The organism is Serratia sp. CY44782 (genome assembly GCF_052168715.1).
Taxonomy (GTDB): domain Bacteria; phylum Pseudomonadota; class Gammaproteobacteria; order Enterobacterales; family Enterobacteriaceae; genus Serratia; species Serratia nevei.
The window spans coordinates 239,851-260,542 of record NZ_JBJNME010000003.1 but is presented as its reverse complement, the minus strand read 5'-3'; the positions used below and the strand labels follow the sequence as shown (position 1 = coordinate 260,542).

Genomic DNA, 20,692 nt, shown 5'->3' with positions numbered 1-20,692 from the left:
GTTCGCTAAGGCCGTTTACTGCCGAATATGCCAGCAGATATGTGGTTTTATCGTGCCGCAGGGTTTCCCTGCCGCAACGGGAAATGCTAACTTAAGGGTTAGGGACGCCACGTTTTGGCATCGTTCATCCGATTCACTCGGCATCGCGGGAAAGAATGTGAAATATTTGCTGATTTTTTTGTTGGTTCTGGTGATCTTCGTGATTTCCGTCACCTTGGGTGCGCATAACGATCAGGTGGTCAATTTTAACTATCTGGTTGCGCAGGGCGATTATCGCGTATCGACCCTGTTGGCCACGCTGTTTGGCGCCGGTTTCGTTCTCGGCTGGATCATTTGCGGTTTGTTCTACCTGCGCACCCGTATTGCGCTGGGCCGCGCCGAGCGCAAGATCAAAAGGCTGGAGCTGCAGCTTGAGCAGCCCGCTGAACCGGCGGCTCAGCCCGTTGTCAGCAAGGAATAATCCTCTATGTTAGAACTGCTGTTTCTGTTGCTGCCCGTGGCTGCCGCGTACGGTTGGTACATGGGGCGCAGAAGCGCTCAGCAGGATAAACAGCAAGAAGCCAACCGCCTGTCGCGTGAATACGTGGCAGGGGTGAACTTTCTGCTTTCCAACCAGCAGGACAAAGCGGTCGATCTGTTCCTCGACATGTTGAAAGAGGACAGCAACACCGTTGAAGCCCACCTGACGTTGGGTAACCTGTTCCGTTCGCGCGGTGAAGTCGACCGCGCCATCCGCATCCATCAGGCCTTGATGGAAAGCGCCTCCCTGACCTTCGAACAGCGTCTGCTGGCGGTACAGCAGCTGGGCCGCGACTATATGGCGGCCGGGCTGTACGATCGTGCGGAAGACATGTTCAGCCAGTTGACTGACGAAGCGGATTTTCGCGTATCGGCGCTGCAGCAACTGCTGGTGATCCATCAGGCCACCAGCGATTGGCAAAAAGCGATCGACGTGGCGGAAAAGTTGGTCAAGTTGGGTAAAGAGAAACAACGCGTCGAGATCGCACACTTCTATTGCGAACTGGCTCTGCAGGCGATGGGCAGCGACGATCTCGATCGGGCGATGAACCTGCTCAAGCGTGCGGACGCAGCCGATAAACAGTGCGCGCGCGTGTCCATCATGTTCGGGCGCATCTATATGGCGCAAAACGACTACGCCAAAGCGGCAGAGTCGCTGCAGCGCGTCTTGAGTCAGGATAAAGAGTTGGTCAGCGAAACGCTGCCGATGCTGCAGGAATGCTATGCGCATCTGCCGGAACAACAGCACAACTGGGCTGAATTCCTGAAGCGCTGCGTAGAAGAGAACACCGGTGCCACTGCCGATCTGATGCTGGCCGAGATCATCGAGCAGCACGAAGGGCGCGACGTGGTGCAGGTCTATATCAACCGCCAGCTGCAACGCCATCCGACCATGCGGGTGTTCTACCGGCTGATGGATTATCATTTGGCGGACGCCGAAGACGGCCGGGCGAAAGAGAGCTTGCTGCTGTTGCGCGATATGGTCGGCGAGCAAATTCGCACCAAGCCGCGTTACCGCTGCCACAAATGCGGCTTCACCGCACACTCTCTCTATTGGCATTGCCCGTCGTGTCGCGCCTGGTCATCGGTCAAACCGATCCGCGGTCTGGACGGGCAATAACGCGGCGGCGTGACAAAATAAAACGGGGCGATTTATCGCCCCGTTTTTTATGTTCGTCTGTTCGTCGTTTACTTTTTCTTGCCGCCTTTGGCGCCGGTTTTCAACAGCTGACGCAGTTTCTTCAGCTCTTTCTGGCTCAGCGGCTGTTCAATTTCTTCTTCGGTGCTTTGGTTGTCGATCTCGCCATGGTGCAGCTCATCCGCCTTTTTGGCCGGTTTTTCTGCCTTGGCGGCGGGCGCACTGAAGCTGCTTTCCAGGCGCTGGCACACTTCCACGCTCAACGAAAATTCGTTTTCAGCGGCGGCGGCGCGGATTTTTTCCTTGAGTTCCAGAGGAATTTTAATGGTAAGTGTCGATATCTCGCTCATTTTGAAAGCCTTTCTGCAGGAAGATGCCTTCAAGCTAAGCCACTGGCGATCGGGTGTCTAGTGTGTAATAAAAATTTAATATTTCTGTAACAAATAGGGGCGGGAAAACGCGGGTTTTTTAGGCGAGAAACAGAGGCAGGGCCCGAACGCGCGGGCCCTGTACCAGAAATGTTATTTGTAGATGATGGCGGTGCCGCTCAGCATGTTGTTACCACCGGCGGAGATGATGCGGTAGCTGCTGGCGCCCTGAGCGTCGGCCTTAGCGGCCAGCTTTTTCTCCAGGCTGCTGAGGGTGGTCGCGTGGCCTGCGGAAACGATGCCGGTGGCGGTCAGGTTATCGGCCTGCTGGCTGTTGACCGGTTCAGCGGCGAAAGTGGCGAAAGAGGTCAGTGCGATAGCGGCAGCGGCTGCAAAATATTTGATGGTTTTCATAGGTGACTCCAGTCTGTTTATTTAGGAAGGAAGCCATTCGCTTCCGATGGACTGAATAATAAAGCATCTGCAAAGATTGAAAATCTGATAATGCTGAGTAAGTCATTCAAAATATATGATTAACAATTTACGCATCTTTACGGCGTTTTACGCTGCGTGGTTTATCGCTGATGCGCTTTCGTTGACGCGCCATGACAAAGGTGAGAGGTAACATGACAGAGCGCCGGTGCGTGCTGTGGCTGGGATTTCTGGCCCCCGACATGTAGAATGCGGCGGTCAGTTTCGCGGGTGAGTCCCTGATTATGTCTATTTTAGAGAAGGTAGAAGAAATGAAGTCTGAAAATAACGCTAATAACAATGACTTAAAATCATCTCCAATCGTTGTGGCGTTAGATTACGCCGATAAGAACGCTGCGCTGGCGTTCGCCGACCGTATCGATCCGCAAGACTGCCGGCTGAAAGTGGGCAAAGAAATGTTCACGCTGTTTGGGCCGCAGCTGGTGCGCGATCTGCATGGGCGTGGCTTCGACGTGTTTCTCGACCTGAAATTCCACGATATTCCCAATACCACCGCGCATGCGGTCGCGGCGGCGGCCGAGCTGGGCGTTTGGATGGTCAACGTCCACGCCAGCGGCGGCGCGCGCATGATGACCGCCGCTAAAGAAGCGCTGGCGTCATTCGGGGCGGATGCGCCGCTGCTGATTGCCGTGACGGTGCTCACCAGCATGGAAGCGGAAGACCTGCGCGGCATCGGCATCGAGGCCAGCCCGGCGGAACACGCCGAGCGCCTGGCGCGCCTGACCCGCGACTGTGGGCTGGACGGCGTGGTGTGTTCGGCACACGAAGCGCAGCGGCTGAAGGCGGCCTGCGGGCAGGCATTCCAGCTGGTTACGCCGGGGATCCGCCCTGAAGGCAGCGCAGCGGGCGATCAGCGCCGTATCATGACGCCGGTGCAGGCACAGGCCGCCGGCGTGGACTACATGGTGATTGGGCGTCCGATCACCCAATCTGCCGATCCGGCCGCGACGCTGCGCGCGATCCGCGCCTCTTTGGCCTGAGGAACCGCCGATGAATGACGATAACAGCCGCCTGGTGTACTCCACGGACACCGGCCGTATCAAGCAGGAAGAGGTTAAACCGCAACGCGCCAAGGGTGACGGCATCGTGCGCATCCAGCGTCAAACCAGCGGCCGCAAGGGGAAGGGCGTGTGCCTGATCGCCGGTATCGATCTGGATGACGCTGCGCTCGACAAACTGGCGGCCGAGCTGAAGAAGAAATGTGGCTGCGGCGGTTCAGTGAAAGACGGGATCATCGAAATCCAGGGCGATAAACGCGATCTGCTCAAGCAGCTGCTGGAAGCCAAAGGCATGCAGGTCAAGCTGGCGGGCGGTTGAGCTGAATCGCCATGCCGCGGTGCAATGCCGCGGCATGGCTTGAGGTTGTTGCTGCCGGGGGTTAGCCCGTTAACGGCAAAAGAACCATAGACTTAAAGTAAAACAGACCTGAAATCATCGTTATTCTGGATAATACGTCAAAGCGCCGAGGCGCTTTTGCCAGCCTGTCGGCCGAGGGCGCTCGGTCAGGTTATTTGCCAACCTGGTGACCGATAATGCCCCCCACCGCAGCCCCACCCAGCGTGCCCAACGCGCTGCCGTTGGTCAGCACTGCGCCGCCGACTGCGCCGGCACCGGCACCGATAGCGGTGTTGCGATCGCGTTTGGACATGTTGGAACAGGCGCTGAGTGAAAACGCCAGAGTCAGTGCCAGAGCGGCGGTGGCGAAACGTTTATTGATAATCATCATAATGACTTCTCCTTAGCATTGGCTATATGGAAGTGCCCTATAAGTATAGGCGTTAACCATAAATCAGGCCTGCCGTTGGTTCCCATACAGTATCGATATAAAAAATGGCATTTTTTGTTAAAAGCCGAATAATTAGCAAGTTACGGCCCAAAAGTTGCCGAAACTGAGTATAGGTTTCTCGGGAAGGATAAACAGGTAAATAGTCTTAAAATCCCGCTGTGCAGGGGGGAAAGGCGCGCGGCGTGGCCCGCGCGGCGCGCTTGGTATGATGGCGGCCCGCGTTAGTCGTTGACCAACTCCACCTGTATGCCCTGGCGTTTCAGCTGATGCTGATACTCGGGCGCCAAACGCGAATCGGTGATCACCCGGCTGATCTGGCCCGGCTGCGCCAGCGGGTTGGGCTGGATCTGGCCGAATTTGCTGGAGTCCGTTAGCACGATATTCTCTACGCCCTTGGCCAGCACCGCGCTGACTACGTCGGCGCGCATCATGTCGCGGCCGGTAAAACCGGTTTCAGCCTGAAAGCCGTCAATGCCGATAAACGCCTTGTTGAAATGCACCTGCTGAATGCACAGCCGCGTAAGTGGGCCAACCACGGTCTCGCTTTTCTTCTGGTACATGCCACCCAGCACAATCACGTCGCAGTCGGTTTCTTTCAGCAGGTTGGCGATATAGTGGCTGACGGTGATCAGCGTAATGCGCTTGCGTTCGGCGATATAGCGCGCCAGCAGGGCGTTGGCGCTGCCGCTCTCGATAAAGATCGTTTCGCCGTCGTTGACCTGTGCGGCGGCGTACTGTGCCAGCCGCTGTTTGAGGATGAAATTGGACATCATGCGGGCGTCGACGTCGTCGCTCTCCAACGCCACGGCGGAACCGTGCACCCGCTTCAGATAACTGCGTTTTTCCAGCAGGTTAAGATCTTGCCGGATGGTGACTTCCGAGACGCCCGAGGCGCGCGCCAGCTCATTGACGCTGATCCGCCGGCGATCGTTAACCAACTGCAATATGGTCTGTTGTCGTAAATTCATATCGGCCTGATGATGCGGCCGCCAAGGCGCGGCCGCTAAGAGTCAAAGGTTTAAAGAGTATGTTCTGTACGCGCAATAATATCATCCTGCGCCTCAGGGGATAATGCGGTAAAGAAGGCGGAATAGCCAGCTACGCGAACCACTAAATCACGATATTGGTCAGGGTGTTGCTTCGCTGCCAGCAACGTTTCGCGCGACACAATGTTGTACTGTACATGCCAGCCGCGATAGCTCTCGAAGAAGGTGCGCAACATCAGCATCAGCTTTTCCCGATCGCGCGGGTTGTCCAGCGTCGCCGGGTTCAGTTTTTGGTTGAGCAACACGCCGCCGAGGATCGCTTCGGTCGGTAGCTTGGCGAGCGAATTGAACACCGCCGTCGGCCCCAGGTGGTCGGTGCCGGACGCCGGGCTGGCGCCTTCCGCCAGCGGCTGGTGCGCCTTACGGCCATCCGGGGTCGCCAGGGTAGCAGCGCCGAAGGGAACGTTGGCCGAGATAGACGAAGTGCCGGCATAATAGCCGCCGCCGATCGGCCCACGGCCGAAGCGGGTATTGCGATACTGCTTCAGTTCCTCGATGTAGGTTTGGTAGGCGCGCACCAGCAGCCGATCGACGTCGTCCACGTCGTTGCCGTATTTGGGCGCGGTGTTGAGCAGCCGCTGGCGCAGCTGTTCGCCATCCAACCCGGCGAAGTCGTCGGCCAGCGCCGCCGCCAGCTGCTGCTGGCCGATTGTCCCTTGCTCGAACACCAGCTTGCGCACCGCCGCCAGGCTGTTGCCGAGGTTGGCGATACCGACCTGCAGGCCGGAAACCCAGTCGTACTTGGCGCCGCCTTGCTTGATGCTTTTGCCGCGTTCGATGCAGTCATCCACCAGCGCGGAACAGAGGATATCGTGGGCGTTTTCCTCCAGCACGCTGTCCACCACGCATTCGATCTCAATTGACTTGCGCGTGTAGTAGCGGATTTGCCGATCCCAGGCCGCCATTACCTGCTCGAAATCGGCGAAGTTCCCTTTGGACAGCGCCTGCTCTTGCGGCAGGAAAATCTGCCCGGAGGTGGCGTCGCGGCCTTGTTCCAGCGCCGCCAGCAGCACGCGGGCGAAGTTGATGAAGCTCATGCCGGTGCAGCGATAGCCCCATTTGCCGCCAACGGCGGTCTCGATGCAGCCGATGGCGGCGTAATCATAGGCGTCCTGCGGCTCAACCCCCATTTTGATGAACTCGGGAATGACGATTTCGTCGTTGTTGAACGCCGGCATACCAAAGCCGCAGCGGATCACCTGCACACAGGCGTCGAGGAAATCGGCGCTCATTCCGGCGTGGTAACGCACGCTGAGGTTGGGTTGGGTGGAGCGCAGGCGGCCGCAGGATTCGAGAATGGCGTAGGACAGCGGGTTGACCGCGTCGCACGGCCGGCCGTCGATCAGTTTTTGGCCGCCGATGGTGACGTTCTGGTACAGCGGGCTGCCGGCGGAGGCCTTGGAGTGCGAGCCGGAGCGGATCTTGTTGACCTCCAGCAGCTTCAGCCAGCAGCTGTGCAGCAGCTCGATGGCGTCTTCCCGCGCCAGGTTTTGCTCCAGCTCGACGTCGCGCCGATACCAGGGATAGAGATATTGGTCGAGGCGACCAAAGGAAACCGAATGGCCGTTGGATTCGATCTGCAACGTCAGCTGGATGAAATAGCACAGCTGCAGCGCCTGCCAGAAGGTCCGCGGCGGGCGATGGGCGATCAGATCGCAGTTGTCTGCGATAGCCAGCAGCTCGGTGCGCCGCCAGTCGCGGGTTTCGCGTTGCGCCATGTCGCGCGCCAGACGGGCGAAGCGCAGGATGTGTTCGCTCAGCGCCGCCAGCACGATGTCGATGGCGTTGAGAAACTGCGCTTTGTGCAGGTCTTCCCACTCGGTCAGGTGCAGGCGGCTGCGGCGCGCGTTCACCTTTTCACGCAGGCCGTCGAGGCCTAGCGCCAGCAGCAGCGGGAAGTTGACCGCCAGGTGGGCGTCACCGGAGGTCATGTTGCCCTCGGCTTTGATGATGCCGGTGGCCAGCAGCGCCTTTTGTTCGTCGGTAAACATGCCGTAGCAGCGATCCTGCACCGTTTGGCCGCGCCACCAGGGGCAAAGACGATGCAAAATCGCCTTGTTCTCTTCGCTGACCGAGAAGCCGGCGCCCGGACGGTCGGCCAACTGGTCTATTTCGTTCTCTATCCAGCCGACGGTGTATTCGGGGAAGATCGGCGCGGCGCGCAGCTCGCTGGCCTGGTTGCCGACGATCAGCTCATCGTTGGCGATCCAGATGCTGCGATTCGCCAGGTGGTTGGCCAGCGCCAGCGCACGGCGCACCGGCAGTGGCCGATCCTGATGCTGTTGATAGGCTTCGGTATAGTGCTGGGCGCGTTCGGTGCACACCGGCGGTTTGACGATGTGGATCAGCGCGTTCTTATGCGCCTGAATACGGGCGCTGAGGGTGGTCAAATCCAATGTGGTCATGGCGTTATCCTCGCAAAATGGCGGTCAGGCCTTTGGCGCCGGCGTACGCTTCGGCGAAGGCCAGCAGATCGGGCGCGTCCAGCGGCGTGCGGGCGGCGCGGTAGGGCTCGCCGAGCAGGTGATACTTGTTGATGCCCAGCGTGTGGTACGGCAGAAAATGGATCTCCGATACGCCGATCTCGTCGGCGGCGAAGTCGACAATCGTGCGGACAGAATGGCGATCGGCGTTGAAATCGGGGATCAGCGGCACGCGCACGGTCATTGGCACGCCGTGCGTCGCCAGACGGCGGAAATTGTTCATCACCCGACGGGCGGAGCCGCCGGTCCAGGCTTTGAAACGCGCTTCATCGGTGTGTTTGAGATCGGCCAACAGCAGATCCAGCCAGGGCAACGAAGGAGCGATGTAACGCCAGGGAACGTGCAGACAGGATTCGACGGCGGTGTGGATGCCGGCTTCCCGGCCGCGCCGCAGCAGCTCCGCCGCGACTTCCGGCTGCATAAAGGGCTCGCCGCCGGACAGCGTTAAACCGCCGCCGCTGCGCAGGTAGAAAGGCTTATCCCGCATCACCTCGGCCATGATATCGTCGGGGTTGACCGCGCTGCCGCACAGGCTGAGCGCGCCGGTCGGGCAGGCGGCGGCTAGCGCCGCATAGTCGTCTGCGCTGATGACGTCGCGCCGCAGCGTCAATGTTCCCTCGTCACGCCGCAGGCCTTGCGGGCAGCGCTCGGTGCACAGCGTACAGCCGCTCAGGCACAGGCGCTCGTCAAACAGCAGATCCGCGTGGCGTGAGCGGCTTTCCGGGTTCTGACACCAGCGGCAGCTCAGCGGGCACCCTTTTAAAAAGACCACGCTGCGGATGCCGGGGCCATCATGGGTCGAGTAGCGCTGCAGATTGAAGAACATGAGTCACCCGTTTGGCGTTGCTGAATCTTTCGCCATTAAAGATGTTTCGAATGAAAGTTGAATTGATTTTGGTCAAAAGTTGACAGGGTTTTTGCCCTATGATGATTAGAGTTTGAATCCGCCCACAGAACATGACACAGGAGTCCGTGATGGAGCTTTATCTCGATACCGCCGATGTGACTGCGGTAAAACGCCTGGCGCGCATTCTGCCGCTGCACGGCGTCACCACCAACCCGAGCATCGTGGCGAAGGAAGGCAAGCCGATCTGGGAAGTGCTGCCCGCGCTGCGCGACGCCCTCGGCGGCACCGGCAAGCTGTTCGCGCAGGTGATGGCGGCCGATGCCGAGCGCATGGTGGCGGAGGCGGCGCTGCTCAGCCAGCGCGTACCGGGGCTGGTGGTGAAGATCCCGGCAACCGCCGAGGGGCTGGCAGCGATCAAGAAGCTTAAAACGATGTCCATTCCGACGCTGGGCACGGCGGTATACGGCGCCGGGCAGGGGCTGCTGGCGGCCTTGGCCGGGGCGGAATATGTGGCGCCTTACGTCAATCGGGTAGATGCGCAGGGCGGCGACGGTATCGAAATGGTGCACGAGCTGCAGCAGCTGCTGAGCCTGCACGCGCCGTCGGCGCAGGTGCTGGCCGCCAGCTTTAAAACGCCGCGCCAGGCGCTGGAATGCCTGCTGGCGGGCTGTCAGGCCATCACGCTGCCGGTGGATGTGGCGGAGCAGTTCCTCAGCGCGCCAGCGGTGCAGGCCGCGGTCGAGAAGTTCGAGCAGGATTGGCAGGGGGCTTTCGGCTCCACGCTGCTGGGTTAAAGCCTGGCCAGTAAAAAGGGCGCCGTGGCGCCCTTGCTGGATGATCGACACGCTTAACTGCGGCCGGTTTCTTCCCTAAGCGCGGCGCTCACCTCGTGCGCCGTCGGGTGTTCGGCACGCAGCGCCCGGCGGATCGCGAAGAAGGCGGCGATCAGCATGGTTACCGCCACCAGCATAAAGAACCCGCACAGCGCGGCGTTGATTTGGTTGCTGAACACGATGGTCTCCATGTCTTTCAGCGATTTGGCCGGCGCAATGATCGTGCCTTGCTCAATGCCGGTGGAGAATTTCTTCGCCTGCGCCAGGAAACCGATGCTCGGTTTCTCGTGGAAGATTTTCTGCCAGCCGGCGGTCATGGAGGTCACGAACAGCCAGGCGGTCGGCAGGATGGTAACCCAGGCGTAACGCTGTTTTTTCATCTTGAACAGCACCACGGTGCCGAGGATCAGCGCCATTGACGCCAGCATCTGGTTGCCGATGCCGAACAGCGGCCACAGGGTATTGATGCCGCCGAGCGGATCGACCACGCCTTGATACACGAAGAAGCCCCAGCCGGCTACCGCCACCGTGGTACCTGCCAGATTGCCGAACCAGGAACGGTTGTTGGCCAGCTGCGGCACCGCCACGCCCACCAGATCCTGCACCATAAAGCGGCAGGCGCGGGTACCGGCGTCGACGGCGGTCAGGATGAACAGCGCTTCGAACAGAATGGCGAAGTGGTACCAGAAGGCCATCATCGCCCGGCTGTTGAACACCTCGCTGATGATGTGCGCCATGCCCACGGCGAAGGTTGGGGCACCGCCGGCGCGCGACAGGATGGAGTTCTCACCTACCTCTTTGGCGATCAGCGCCAGCGTTTCCGGCGTGACGATAAAGCCCCAGCTGTTAATGACCTGCGAAGCATTTTCCACCGTGGTGCCGATTAGCGCCGCCGGTGAGTTCATGGCGAAGTAAACGCCTGGATCCAGCACCGAGGCGCAGATCAACGCCATGATGGCGACGAAAGACTCCATCAACATGGCGCCGTAACCGATAAAGCGAATGTGGCTTTCGCGTTCCACCAGCTTGGGCGTGGTGCCGCTGGAGACCAGCGCGTGGAAGCCGGAAATGGCGCCGCAGGCGATGGTGATGAACAGGAACGGGAACAGGGCGCCGGCGAACACCGGGCCGCTGCCGTCGATGAAGCGCGAGACCGCCGGCATTTTCATCTCCGGCATGGCGAAGACGATGCCGATGGCCAGGCCGATGATGACGCCGATTTTCATAAAGGTGGAAAGGTAGTCGCGCGGCGCCAGCAGCAGCCACACCGGCAGCACCGAAGCGACGAAGCCGTAGATCACCAGCACCCAGGTCAGGGTGGTGCCGTGCAGCGTGAAGAACGGCCCCCAGTAAGGATCTTGCGCCACGTTGCCGCCGTAAATGATCGCCAGCAGCATCAGCACGAAGCCGATCACCGAGATTTCAGCGATCTTGCCCGGCCGGATAAAGCGCATGTAGATGCCCATGAACAGGGCGATCGGGATGGTGGCGGCGATGGTGAACAGCCCCCACGGGCTGTCGGCCAAGGCTTTTACCACCACCAGCGCCAGCGCCGACAGGATGATGATCATCACCCCCAGCGCGCCAAGCATGGTGATCACCCCGGCGAACGCGCCCAGCTCTTGCTTGGCCATTTCCCCCAGCGAACGCCCGTCGCGGCGCGTGGAAATGAACAGCACCAGGAAATCCTGCACCGCGCCGGCCAGCATAACGCCGACCAGGATCCAGATGGTCCCCGGCAGGAAGCCCATCTGCGCGGCCAGAATCGGCCCCACCAGCGGCCCGGCGCCGGCGATGGCGGCGAAGTGGTGGCCGAACAGCACCCATTTGTTGGTGGGCACGTAGTCCAGGCCGTCGTTGTGGCGCTCTGCCGGGGTCAGACGGCGGTCGTCCAGTTCAAAGACCTTGTCGGCAATGAACCGGCTGTAGAAGCGGTAGGCGATGCTGTAGCAGGCGACGGCGGCGACCACCAGCCAGACGGCGTTGACGTGTTCGCCGCGGCTGAGCGCCAGCATGGCGAAGGCGAAGGCGCCGACCAACGCCACCAGCAGCCAGATAAGTCCTGACCTGATGTTTTTCATGAAACAACTCCTTGGCGTACAGAGGTAAAAATCGACGTTGTTATTAGGAATGACGTTTTAACAGTAGAAGTTTTGCCGCCGAACCGCGGCAGGTCGGATGATAAATGTGAAGCAGGTGGGGTTTTAGTGTAAAAACAACGTGATGAAACCGCGTCGGCGCAGGCTGCCGCCCACGCAATCCTCGGCAGTTATTCATTCTGCATTTTCACGGCGCGTACAGCGAATCATCGTCGTTTTTTATTCGGGTACGGCGTTTGGCGGATTATTATTTTATCTGTCGAAGCGTGCCGAAATAAAATCATTCGTGCCGTGTTATACCTTTATTTCAACCCGCAGGTTTAATCATTCATAAAATAAATAATAAAGTCACGAAAGGAATTTAATTATGATAAATAAAATCATCGAAGGGTATTTACCGCAGCTCACGGCCATTCGGCACGATATTCATCAACACCCTGAACTGGGTTTCGAAGAGTTTCGCACCAGCGATCTGGTGGCGGATTATCTGAGTTCGTGGGGCTATGAGGTGCACCGCGGATTGGCGGGCACCGGCGTGGTGGGCACGCTGCGGGTGGGTGACGGCGTTAAGCGCCTCGGGCTGCGTGCCGATATGGACGCCTTGCCGATCGAGGAGAACAACGGCAAGCCCTGGAGCAGCAGCGTGGCCAACCGCATGCACGCCTGTGGCCATGACGGTCACACCACCATGCTGCTCGGTGCCGCTCGTTACCTGGCGCAAACGCGCAACTTCAACGGCACGCTGCACCTGATTTTCCAACCGGCGGAAGAGATGCTGAACGGCGGCGCGCGCATGGTGGAACAGGGGCTATTCGAGCGCTTTCCCTGCGACGCCATCTTCGCCATGCACAACATGCCGGGAATGCCGCTTGGCGAGTTCTTCTTCCAGCACGGCCCGTTTATGGCCTCGATGGATCAGTTCAACGTGCGGGTGCAGGGGCGCGGTGGCCACGGTGCCATCCCGCAGCTGACGGTCGATCCGGTGCTGGTGGCTTCGCATATCACCGTCGCGCTGCAGAGCATCGTTTCGCGCAATATCGATCCGCTGGAGGCGGCGGTGATCACCGTCGGCAGCATCAAGGCCGGTGAGGCGGCCAACGTGATCCCGGACAGCGCGGAGATGAAGCTCAGCGTGCGCTCGCTGGATCGCCAGGCGCGCGCCACCTTGCTGGCGCGTATTCCGGCGCTGATCGAGGCGCAGGCGGCAAGCTTCGGCGCTCACGCGGTGGTGGAACACGTTAACGGCACGCCGGTACTGGTCAACGACGAAGCGATGACCCGTTTCGCCCACCGCGTGGCGCAGCAGCAGTTCGGCGCCGCGCGCACGCACTACGGTGCCCGGCCGCTGATGGGCAGTGAAGATTTCGCCTTTATGCTCGATGCGCATCCGCAGGGCTGCTACCTGATCATCGGCAACGGCGATGGCGAAGGCAGCTGCATGGTGCATAACCCGGGATATGACTTTAACGACGGCTGCCTGGCGGCCGGCAGCCAGTATTGGGGAGCGTTGGCGGAAGCGTATTTAAAATAAACTCGAAAATAATAACAGGGAAGGTAATGATGAGTGAAAATACGGCTGAAACCCAGACGGCAATAATATCGGCCCCGAAGGCCGGCGGCAAAAAAGTCATATTCGCCGCCTCCTTCGGCAATGCGCTGGAGTTTTTCGATTTCGGTATTTATAACTTCTTCGTTATTTACATCAGCGTATTGTTCTTTCCGCCGTCCAGCGATCCGCATCTGGCGTTGCTGTTGGCGTTTGCCACGTTCGGCGTCAGCTTCTTCATGCGGCCGCTGGGTGGCATTCTGATTGGCGCCTATGCCGATCGCCATGGCCGCAAGCCGGCGATGATCCTGACGATTTCCTTGATGAGCCTGGGCACGGCGATGATCGGCTTTGCGCCGACCTACGCCAGCGCCGGCTATTGGGGAACCGTCACGCTGGTGGCGGCGCGCCTGATCCAGGGCGTGGCGGCGGGCGGCGAGGTGGGGGCGTCGATGTCGTTGCTGGTGGAGTCGGCGCCGCCCAACCGGCGCGGCTTCTATTCCAGCTGGTCGCTGGCGACGCAGGGCATCGCCACCGTGGTTGGCGGCGTGACCGCGCTGGCACTCAGCGCGGCCTTGCCGGTGCTTTCCGGCGAGCCGAACGCCATGGCCGAGTGGGGATGGCGCATTCCTTTCTTTATCGGCGTGGCGCTGGCGCCGCTCGGTTGCTGGCTGCGCCTCGGGTTGGAGAGCGATCGGCCGTCGGCGGCGCGGGCTCACGAGCCGTCTGCGCGGTTGCGTAAGCACTCGCGGGCGGTGGTGCTCGGCGTGATGTTGACCATCGGCGCCACCGTCGCCACTTACATCTCGATGTATTATCTCGGCACCTACGCGGTGAAATACCTGGGGATGGCGCAGGCTTACGGCTATGCCGCGATGCTGCTGGCGGGGCTCGTCACCTTCGGCGGCAGTCTGCTGGTCGGGCACTGGTGCGATCGTTACGGCCGTCTGCCGCTGATCCTCAGCTCGCGGATCGCGATTCTGATCGTGGCCCTACCGGCGTTTTGGTGGCTGAGCGCGGTACCGCATCCGGCGGTGCTGCTGCTGATTGTCGCGGTGCTGGTCGGGTTGACCACGCTCGGTTCGGTGCCGACCATGCTGATGATTTCGGAGCTGTTCCCGCAGCGCATTCGGGCGCTGGGGTTCGCCTTGGTCTACAGCCTCGGGGTGGCGATCTTCGGCGGCTTCGCCCAGTACATCGCTTCGCAGTCGATCGCGCTGAGCGGTTCGCTGCTGGCGCCCGCCGTCTATCTGATGCTGGCGACGCTGGCTTCGCTGGCGGTGCTGCCGCTGCTGCGTGAAACCGGCGGCGAGCCGCTGCGCTAGTCGAAAAAAAAACGCCGGCGGTTTTCACCGTCGGCGCTTTGCGTTGCGGCCGTTTCAGGCTGGCGTTCAGGCCGCCGGACGGGCGATCACGCTGCGGGTTTCCATGCGCACTTCGGCGATGGTGACCTGCAAGGTGTCGCTCTGGCGGTAAACCACTTCACCCTTGATCTGCACGGTGCCGGTTTCCTGGCTGCACTGCATCTCGTCGCGCACCGCGTGAATAAACGGTGCCGGGATGAAGGCAACCGCGCCGTTGTCCAGCAGGCGCACGCGCAGGCCGCCGCGGGTCACGTCGATGATCTCGGCGTTGAAGCGGGTATCGGTACCGGCCTTGTCCTGCAGGAAGCGGGCGTACAGCCAGTCGCCGACGTCGCGCTCCGCCATGCGGTTCAGGCGGCGGCGTTCCGCCAGCTGCACCGTCACGTCATCCTGCGGTTTTTCTGCCGGCTGCTGGTTGATGATCGCCTTCAGCAAGCGATGGTTGACCATATCGCCGTATTTACGGATCGGCGATGTCCAGGTGGCGTAAGCCTCCAGACCCAGGCCGAAGTGTGGCCCCGGCGTGGTGCTGATCTCGGCGAAGGTCTGGAAGCGGCGGATGCGGCTGTCGAGGAACTGGGTCGGCTGCGCATCCAGGTGGCGGCGCAGTTCGCAGAAACCGTCGAGGGTCAGCAGCTTCTCGGCTTCGGCTTCCACGCCGTTGGCCTGCAATACGGTGACCGCTTGCTCGACCAGAGCAGGATCGAAACCGGTGTGCACGTTGTACACGCCGAAGCCCAGGCGATCGCGCAGCACGATGGCGGCGCAGACGTTGGCGGCGATCATGCACTCTTCAACGATGCGGTTGGCGCTGCGGCGTTGCTCGGTAACGATCTCGAGCACGTCGCCTTTTTCACCCAGCACGAAGCGGTAGTCCGGGCGGTCTTTGAACACCAGCGCATGCTGATGGCGCCAGGCGTTGCGCGCGTCGCAAATGCGCTTCAGCAGGGTGATTTGTTGCGCGATGGCGTCGCTCGGCGGCTGCCAGCCGGCAATGCCTTCCAGCCAGTCGGAGACTTCGTCGTATACCAGCTTGGCTTTGGATTCGATCTCGGCGGCGAAGAACTGAATATCCTCGCCCAGCGCGCCGTCGGCGGCGATGGTTACGCGGCAAGCCAGCACCTGGCGGCGCTCGTTAGGGCGCAGCGAGCACAGGTTGTCCGACAGATCGCGCGGCAGCATCGGGATGTTGAAGCCCGGCAGGTAGTTGGTGAAGGCGCGCACGCGGGCGATATCGTCCAGCTTGCTGCCTTGTTCGACATAGGCGGTCGGATCGGCGATGGCGATGGTCAACTGCAGCGAACCGTCGCCGTTGTCGGTCACATACAGCGCATCGTCCATGTCTTCGGTGCTGGCGCTGTCGATGGTGACGAACTCGAGCGCGGTCAGGTCTTCACGCACCAGCGCAGCGGCCGGTTCGCTGAGGGCCTGCATCTCCGGCGCCTCTTTCTCCAGGTTGTGACGCGCCAGCGTCACCCACCATGGGGCGAAATGGTCTTCACCTTCGGTGATAAAGTGGGTCAGATCGGCGTTAAAGCCGCGATCGCCTTTCAGCGGGTGACGGCGCATTTCCGCCACCGCCCAGTCACCGGCCTGGAAGTTGTGGGTCAATTCACGCACCGGGCGGCACGGAATCGCATCTTTCAGCAACGGATGATCGGGCACGATGGACAAGCGATCGTCGCGCTTTTGCACGCGGCCGACAAAGCGCGACAGGAACGGCTCGACCAGGGTTTCCGGCTCGGCGATTTCGCGCTCTTTCTCGGTGTGCAGGGTGGCGATAATGCGATCCCCGTGCATGACTTTCTTCATGTACGGCGGCGGAATGAAGTAACTTTTTTGACCGTCTACTTCAAGAAAGCCAAAGCCTTTCTCAGTCCCTTTCACTACGCCTTCAACGCGCGGGGTCTGAGAGTGAAGTTGCTGTTTAAGCTGCGCCAGCAGCGGGTTATCTTGAAACATATCGTCCAGTGAATGGGTTGTGAGTGGCAAGATTTGCGGCTGACAGTTTTACGCGAATCACCCGCTGCGAGCAAGCCTAACGTCACGGAACCCCGCGTTGCCACGCGATTTTGCGCAAGAATGGTCAATCGAAGCGCTATCGATGAAAAACCCCGGCGCGAAGGCCGGGGTGAAGGGCGGTTGGCGATCAGTCCCGCAGCGGCGTCGGCTGCAGGATTTCAATCCAGTAATCGTCCGGATCGCGAATGAACGCCACGTAGTTCATGCGGCCTTCATGCAGGCGCTTTTGGAAGGTGACGCCGAGGCGCTCAAACCGCTCGCAGGCGGCGCGCACGTCCGGCACCGTGACGCACAGGTGGCCAAAGCCGCGCGGCTCACCGTTGCCGTTGTGGTAGTGGAAATCGGCCTGATTTTCGGTGCCGTGGTTATGGGTCAGTTCGAGAATGCCCGGCTGGCTCAGCGCCCAGCGTTTGCGCTCGTCGTCGTCCTGCGGGATCTGTTCACGCGGGCTGCGCGTCAGGTAGCAGATGGTAAAAGCGGCTTCTTCGAACGTTTCCAGATAGACCGGGGTAAAGCCCAGCACGCGGGTGTAGAAATCCAGCGCTTTGGTCAGATCCTTCACGCGGATCATGGTGTGGTTGAACACGTAACCGTCGGTTACCGCGTCCGGTTGGGCCGCCACGCCGGGCAGCGTCAGTAGGTCATTCAGTGGCATCAGTGATCCTCCTCAGGGTGTCGGCAGACTGTAGGTGAAATTGATGCTAATCTAAAGTGATTGTTTTTAACTAAAACACTAACTAAAAGTGAATGACAGATGAAGCTGAGCCAGCTGAAGTTTTTCTGTACCGTGGTGGAGCACAAAACCATCGCCGCCGCCGCGCGCGAGCTGCACTGCGTGCCTTCCAACGTCACGCTGCGGCTGCGCGAACTGGAGGAGTCGCTGGGCGGCGAACTGTTTTTCCGCGACAAGAATCGGCTGTACGTCAATCCCAAAGGGCGGCTGTTCTATCAGCAGGCGCGCGACATCGTGGCGCAGGCGGAGCGCAGCAAGCAGCTGTTCGCCGGCGAGCATCAGCATGGGCTGCTGAACCTCGGGGCGCTGGATTTCTCGCTGGTCAGCCATTTGCCGCCGCTCATTGCCCGGCTGCGCCGTTTACAGCCTCATCTGCACATCAACGTGCTGAGCCGCGACTCGCTGGTGCTGGAACGTATGCTGATCGACAGCGATCTCGACCTGGCGATCACCGACGGCCCGATTGAACATCCGCTGCTGGCCAGCCAAAAGGCCTTCGATGAACGGCTGGTATTGCTGATGCCGGCCGATGCCGGGGAACCCGACGCCGCCACGCTGGCGCCGCTGGAGTTTTACACGTTCAGCCGCGAATGTTCGTTTCGCCTGAAGGTGGATCATTGGCTGGCCTCGCGCGGGCTGAAACCGCGCATGACGCTGGAAATGGAATCTTATGCCGCGATGGCGGCCTGCGTACAGGCCGGTTGTGGCGTCGCCTGCGTCCCCGGTTCGCTGCTGCCGTTGATCTTGCCGGCGCCGGGGCTAAAGGTGGTGGAAATGGGCGAGGAGGGGGTGAGCGACCTGTATTTCGTCTGGCGACGGCATCAGCTGTCGGACGAGTTGCAGACCATCCTGGGGATATTGGCGCGCCCGGCGTGAACCGGGCGCGCATTTTCAGGCGATGCGCAGCGAAGGTTGCTGTTCGCTGCGGCGGATCACCACCGGAATCGACTTCGAGGTCGGGGTACCGGTGCCGTCGCCGAAGCTGGCCAGCGGCACCAGCGGGTTGGTTTCCGGGTAGTAGGCCGCCAGGTTGCCACGCGGAATGTCGTAACTCACCAGCTTGAACCCGTCCACTTTGCGCACCACGCCGTCGTTCCACAGGGTTTCTATCTCTACCCGTTCGCCGTCCTGCAGGCCCAGCGCCACCAGATCCTCCGGATGGATGAACAGCACTTCACGCTGACCGTAAACGCCGCGGTAGCGGTCATCCAGACCATAGATGGTGGTGTTGTACTGATCGTGCGAGCGCAGCGTTTGCAGGGTGAACGGCGCTTTCTCGCTGCCCAGCTGAGGGAACAGGGTAGTCGGCAGCGCGGCGGCGCTGAACTCTGCCTTGCCGCTCGGCGTGGCGAAGCGCAGTTCGGCGGCGGCATTGCCCAGATAGAAACCGCCGGGCTGGTCGCAGCGCCGGTTGAAATCCTCGAAACCGGGAATGGTGGCGGCGATGTGATCGCGGATCAGCGAATAGTCGTCGGCCAATTCCAGCCAATCCAGCTGCTGGGTGCCCAGCACCGCGTCGGCGATGCCGCAGACGATCGCCGTCTCCGAACGTTGGGTCTCCGCCAGCGGCTTGCCGATGCCTTCCGAAGCATGCACCATGCTGAACGAATCCTCGACCGTAATGTACTGCGAGCCGCTGGCCTGCATGTCCAGCTCGGTGCGACCGAGCGTTGGCAGGATCAGCGCATCTTTGCCGGTCACCAGGTGGCTGCGGTTAAGCTTGGTGCTGATGTGCACCGTCAAGTCGCAGTTGCGCAGGGCGCGGGCGGTGCGCTCGGTGTCCGGCGCCGCGGCGGCCAGGTTGCCGCCCAGCGCGATCAGCACTTTCACTTCGCCGCGCAGCATCGCTTCGATCGCTTCCACCGTGTTGTGCCCCAGCGCCCGGTTGGCGGTGAAGTTAAAGTGGCGCTCCAGGCTGTCGAGCAGCGCCTTGGGGGACTTCTCGTCGATCCCCATGGTGCGGTTGCCCTGGACGTTGCTGTGGCCGCGTACCGGGCACAGGCCGGCGCCCGGTTTGCCCAACTGCCCGAACAACAGCTGCAGGTTGGTGATTTCACGCACCGTCGCAATCGAGTGCTTATGCTGAGTCACGCCCATCGCCCAGGTGCAGATCACCCGCTCGGCGCCCTGATAGGTGGCGGCCGCCTGGCGCAGCTGTGCTTCGCTCAGGCCCGACTGCGCGGTAATGGTCTGCCACTCGGTGGCGTCCACTTGCGCCAGGTAAGCCTCTACGCCGACGCTGTGCTGTTCGATAAACGCCAGGTCGAACAAGGCGGGTTCACCGGCGGCGAGGCGCTGACGGTGGGTTTCCAGCAGGGCTTTCACCATGCCGCGCACCGCCGCCATATCGCCGCCCAGATTCGGTTGGTAATAGGAAGAGCTGATCGGCGAGGATTTTGGCGTCAGCATCTGTACCGGATCCTGCGGATCGGCGAACCTTTCCAGCCCGCGCTCGCGCAGGGTGTTGAAGCTGACGATACGCGCGCCGCGTCGGGCGGCGTTCTTCAGGCTGTGCAGCATGCGCGGGTGGTTGGTGCCGGGGTTTTGGCCAAACACGAAGATGGCGTCGGCCTTTTCGAAGTCATCGATGCGGATGGTGCCTTTGCCGACGCCGATGCTCTGCTTCAGCCCGACGCCACTCGCCTCGTGGCACATATTGGAGCAGTCGGGGAAGTTGCTGGTGCCGAGCATGCGGCCGAACAGCTGATAAAGGTATGACGCTTCGTTGCTGGCGCGGCCCGAGGTATACAGCTCGATCTGGTTCGGGTTGTCCATGCCGTTGATGTGTTTGGCGATCAGCGCCAGCGCGTCCGGCCAATGGATAGGTTCATAGTGGTCGGTTTCGGCGTTGTAGCGCATCGGATGGGTGAGGCGCCCCTGATACTCGAGGAAATAGTCGCTCTGCTGCAGCAGCGTGCTGACGCTGTGGGCGGCGAAGAACTCAGGCTCCACGGCGCTGCGCGTCGCTTCCCAACTGACCGCTTTGGCGCCGTTTTCGCAGAAGCTGAAGGTGCTGTGGTTGTCGTCGCCCCAGGCGCAACCGGGGCAGTCGAAGCCGCGAGCCTTGTTGACGCGCATCAGGTTGCGCATGTTTTTTAGCGTTTGTTTACTGTCGAGGACAAAGCGGGTGGTGGCTTCAAGCGAACCCCAGCCGCCCGCCGGGCCGGTATAAGGCTTGATTGACGGTTTGAATTTCATGGTGACACTTCGCAGGTGGTTGTAGCTAAAAAGTAAACGCTTTTTTATGCGTCTTGCGTATTTATGTCACAAGTTTAGGGGCGCTGCGGGGTGGCGTCTAATCGAATGGGGCAATGGCGGCATAGAGCGCATCTATCGCTGGCGGGCGGCGCCGTAAACAAATGGTTGCATAAAGACACCCGCTGCAAAAGAGTAATGGTTTCGTCTGAAAGTGAATT

The 20,692-nt window shown here is 60.7% G+C and carries 18 protein-coding genes; 8 read left to right on the top strand and 10 right to left on the bottom strand.

The features are described from left to right. Positions 1-157 precede the first annotated feature (157 nt). Together ACJ8HT_RS07175 and lapB are read left to right on the top strand one after the other, a co-directional pair. Entirely contained in the window at positions 158-460 is a 303-nt protein-coding gene (locus ACJ8HT_RS07175; protein WP_004930650.1) for a LapA family protein, read from the top strand. Between the two features lie 6 nt (positions 461-466). Continuing rightward, positions 467-1,639, top strand: a complete 1,173-nt coding sequence (gene lapB / locus ACJ8HT_RS07170) for a lipopolysaccharide assembly protein LapB (RefSeq protein ID WP_197652930.1) — start codon at positions 467-469, stop codon at positions 1,637-1,639. A 68-nt stretch (positions 1,640-1,707) separates the two neighbouring features. On the opposite strand, the gene ACJ8HT_RS07165 is transcribed toward lapB, so the two are convergent. Beyond that, on the bottom strand, positions 1,708-2,007 hold the full coding sequence (locus ACJ8HT_RS07165) for an Arc family DNA-binding protein (RefSeq protein ID WP_038876228.1): 300 nt from the start codon (positions 2,005-2,007) through the stop codon (positions 1,708-1,710). 171 nt (positions 2,008-2,178) lie between these two features. After that, a complete protein-coding gene (bhsA, locus tag ACJ8HT_RS07160; RefSeq protein ID WP_049200066.1) occupies positions 2,179-2,439 on the bottom strand; it encodes a multiple stress resistance protein BhsA in 261 nt (86 codons plus the stop codon). Between the two features lie 329 nt (positions 2,440-2,768). Between bhsA and pyrF the strand changes: the two genes are divergently transcribed. Further along, positions 2,769-3,497 carry an orotidine-5'-phosphate decarboxylase gene (gene pyrF / locus ACJ8HT_RS07155; RefSeq protein ID WP_042705513.1) on the top strand — a complete coding sequence of 243 codons (729 nt, stop codon included), beginning with the start codon at positions 2,769-2,771 and terminating at the stop codon, positions 3,495-3,497. A gap of 10 nt (positions 3,498-3,507) precedes the next feature. Then, the gene (yciH, locus tag ACJ8HT_RS07150; protein ID WP_194572367.1) at positions 3,508-3,834 is read left to right on the top strand and encodes a stress response translation initiation inhibitor YciH; all 327 of its coding nucleotides are present in this window, start codon (positions 3,508-3,510) and stop codon (positions 3,832-3,834) included. 190 nt (positions 3,835-4,024) lie between these two features. Here the strand turns inward: yciH and osmB are convergent, their stop codons facing one another. The 4 genes from osmB to ACJ8HT_RS07130 form a co-directional block, all read right to left on the bottom strand. Further along, entirely contained in the window at positions 4,025-4,243 is a 219-nt protein-coding gene (osmB, locus tag ACJ8HT_RS07145) for an osmotically-inducible lipoprotein OsmB (protein ID WP_004930634.1), read from the bottom strand. A 281-nt stretch (positions 4,244-4,524) separates the two neighbouring features. Further along, positions 4,525-5,271: a DeoR/GlpR family DNA-binding transcription regulator gene (locus tag ACJ8HT_RS07140; RefSeq protein WP_197652929.1), complete on the bottom strand. Its 747-nt coding sequence runs from the start codon at positions 5,269-5,271 to the stop codon at positions 4,525-4,527. Positions 5,272-5,321: 50 nt separating this feature from the next. Beyond that, positions 5,322-7,754 carry a formate C-acetyltransferase/glycerol dehydratase family glycyl radical enzyme gene (locus ACJ8HT_RS07135; RefSeq protein ID WP_197652928.1) on the bottom strand — a complete coding sequence of 811 codons (2,433 nt, stop codon included), beginning with the start codon at positions 7,752-7,754 and terminating at the stop codon, positions 5,322-5,324. Between the two features lie 4 nt (positions 7,755-7,758). Continuing rightward, positions 7,759-8,658 carry a glycyl-radical enzyme activating protein gene (locus ACJ8HT_RS07130; RefSeq protein ID WP_197652927.1) on the bottom strand — a complete coding sequence of 300 codons (900 nt, stop codon included), beginning with the start codon at positions 8,656-8,658 and terminating at the stop codon, positions 7,759-7,761. A 149-nt stretch (positions 8,659-8,807) separates the two neighbouring features. Between ACJ8HT_RS07130 and fsa the strand changes: the two genes are divergently transcribed. Continuing rightward, positions 8,808-9,473 (top strand): fructose-6-phosphate aldolase, encoded by a 666-nt coding sequence (gene fsa, locus ACJ8HT_RS07125; RefSeq protein WP_016927538.1) that lies wholly within the window; start codon positions 8,808-8,810, stop codon positions 9,471-9,473. A gap of 53 nt (positions 9,474-9,526) precedes the next feature. On the opposite strand, the gene ACJ8HT_RS07120 is transcribed toward fsa, so the two are convergent. Then, the gene (locus ACJ8HT_RS07120) at positions 9,527-11,593 is read right to left on the bottom strand and encodes a carbon starvation CstA family protein (protein WP_048234130.1); all 2,067 of its coding nucleotides are present in this window, start codon (positions 11,591-11,593) and stop codon (positions 9,527-9,529) included. Positions 11,594-11,978: 385 nt separating this feature from the next. On the opposite strand from ACJ8HT_RS07120, the gene ACJ8HT_RS07115 reads away from it, so the two are divergent. Continuing rightward, a complete protein-coding gene (locus ACJ8HT_RS07115; RefSeq protein ID WP_197652926.1) occupies positions 11,979-13,142 on the top strand; it encodes a M20 aminoacylase family protein in 1,164 nt (387 codons plus the stop codon). Between the two features lie 29 nt (positions 13,143-13,171). After that, positions 13,172-14,482, top strand: coding sequence for an MFS transporter (locus ACJ8HT_RS07110; protein WP_197652925.1), 1,311 nt, complete (start codon positions 13,172-13,174; stop codon positions 14,480-14,482). Positions 14,483-14,548: 66 nt separating this feature from the next. On the opposite strand, the gene ACJ8HT_RS07105 is transcribed toward ACJ8HT_RS07110, so the two are convergent. Together ACJ8HT_RS07105 and gloA are read right to left on the bottom strand one after the other, a co-directional pair. Next, entirely contained in the window at positions 14,549-16,483 is a 1,935-nt protein-coding gene (locus ACJ8HT_RS07105) for an exoribonuclease II (RefSeq protein ID WP_197652924.1), read from the bottom strand. Positions 16,484-16,670: 187 nt separating this feature from the next. Further along, positions 16,671-17,198: a lactoylglutathione lyase gene (gene gloA / locus ACJ8HT_RS07100; protein ID WP_015378023.1), complete on the bottom strand. Its 528-nt coding sequence runs from the start codon at positions 17,196-17,198 to the stop codon at positions 16,671-16,673. Between the two features lie 99 nt (positions 17,199-17,297). Between gloA and ACJ8HT_RS07095 the strand changes: the two genes are divergently transcribed. Then, a complete protein-coding gene (locus tag ACJ8HT_RS07095) occupies positions 17,298-18,152 on the top strand; it encodes a LysR family transcriptional regulator (RefSeq protein WP_197652923.1) in 855 nt (284 codons plus the stop codon). A 15-nt stretch (positions 18,153-18,167) separates the two neighbouring features. On the opposite strand, the gene ACJ8HT_RS07090 is transcribed toward ACJ8HT_RS07095, so the two are convergent. Next, positions 18,168-20,474: an FdhF/YdeP family oxidoreductase gene (locus ACJ8HT_RS07090; RefSeq protein WP_197652922.1), complete on the bottom strand. Its 2,307-nt coding sequence runs from the start codon at positions 20,472-20,474 to the stop codon at positions 18,168-18,170. Between the last annotated feature and the right edge of the window lie 218 nt (positions 20,475-20,692).

Coding starts and splice junctions, on each gene's coding strand:
- yciH (WP_194572367.1), top strand. CDS start 3,508: ATGAATGACGATAACAGCCGCCTGGTGTACTCCACGGACACCGGCCGT.
- ACJ8HT_RS07110 (WP_197652925.1), top strand. CDS start 13,172: ATGAGTGAAAATACGGCTGAAACCCAGACGGCAATAATATCGGCCCCG.
- ACJ8HT_RS07140 (WP_197652929.1), bottom strand. CDS start 5,271: ATGAATTTACGACAACAGACCATATTGCAGTTGGTTAACGATCGCCGG.
- ACJ8HT_RS07165 (WP_038876228.1), bottom strand. CDS start 2,007: ATGAGCGAGATATCGACACTTACCATTAAAATTCCTCTGGAACTCAAG.
- ACJ8HT_RS07115 (WP_197652926.1), top strand. CDS start 11,979: ATGATAAATAAAATCATCGAAGGGTATTTACCGCAGCTCACGGCCATT.
- ACJ8HT_RS07105 (WP_197652924.1), bottom strand. CDS start 16,483: ATGTTTCAAGATAACCCGCTGCTGGCGCAGCTTAAACAGCAACTTCAC.
- gloA (WP_015378023.1), bottom strand. CDS start 17,198: ATGCCACTGAATGACCTACTGACGCTGCCCGGCGTGGCGGCCCAACCG.
- ACJ8HT_RS07090 (WP_197652922.1), bottom strand. CDS start 20,474: ATGAAATTCAAACCGTCAATCAAGCCTTATACCGGCCCGGCGGGCGGC.
- ACJ8HT_RS07130 (WP_197652927.1), bottom strand. CDS start 8,658: ATGTTCTTCAATCTGCAGCGCTACTCGACCCATGATGGCCCCGGCATC.
- ACJ8HT_RS07135 (WP_197652928.1), bottom strand. CDS start 7,754: ATGACCACATTGGATTTGACCACCCTCAGCGCCCGTATTCAGGCGCAT.
- lapB (WP_197652930.1), top strand. CDS start 467: ATGTTAGAACTGCTGTTTCTGTTGCTGCCCGTGGCTGCCGCGTACGGT.
- osmB (WP_004930634.1), bottom strand. CDS start 4,243: ATGATGATTATCAATAAACGTTTCGCCACCGCCGCTCTGGCACTGACT.
- bhsA (WP_049200066.1), bottom strand. CDS start 2,439: ATGAAAACCATCAAATATTTTGCAGCCGCTGCCGCTATCGCACTGACC.
- ACJ8HT_RS07120 (WP_048234130.1), bottom strand. CDS start 11,593: ATGAAAAACATCAGGTCAGGACTTATCTGGCTGCTGGTGGCGTTGGTC.
- ACJ8HT_RS07095 (WP_197652923.1), top strand. CDS start 17,298: ATGAAGCTGAGCCAGCTGAAGTTTTTCTGTACCGTGGTGGAGCACAAA.
- pyrF (WP_042705513.1), top strand. CDS start 2,769: ATGAAGTCTGAAAATAACGCTAATAACAATGACTTAAAATCATCTCCA.
- fsa (WP_016927538.1), top strand. CDS start 8,808: ATGGAGCTTTATCTCGATACCGCCGATGTGACTGCGGTAAAACGCCTG.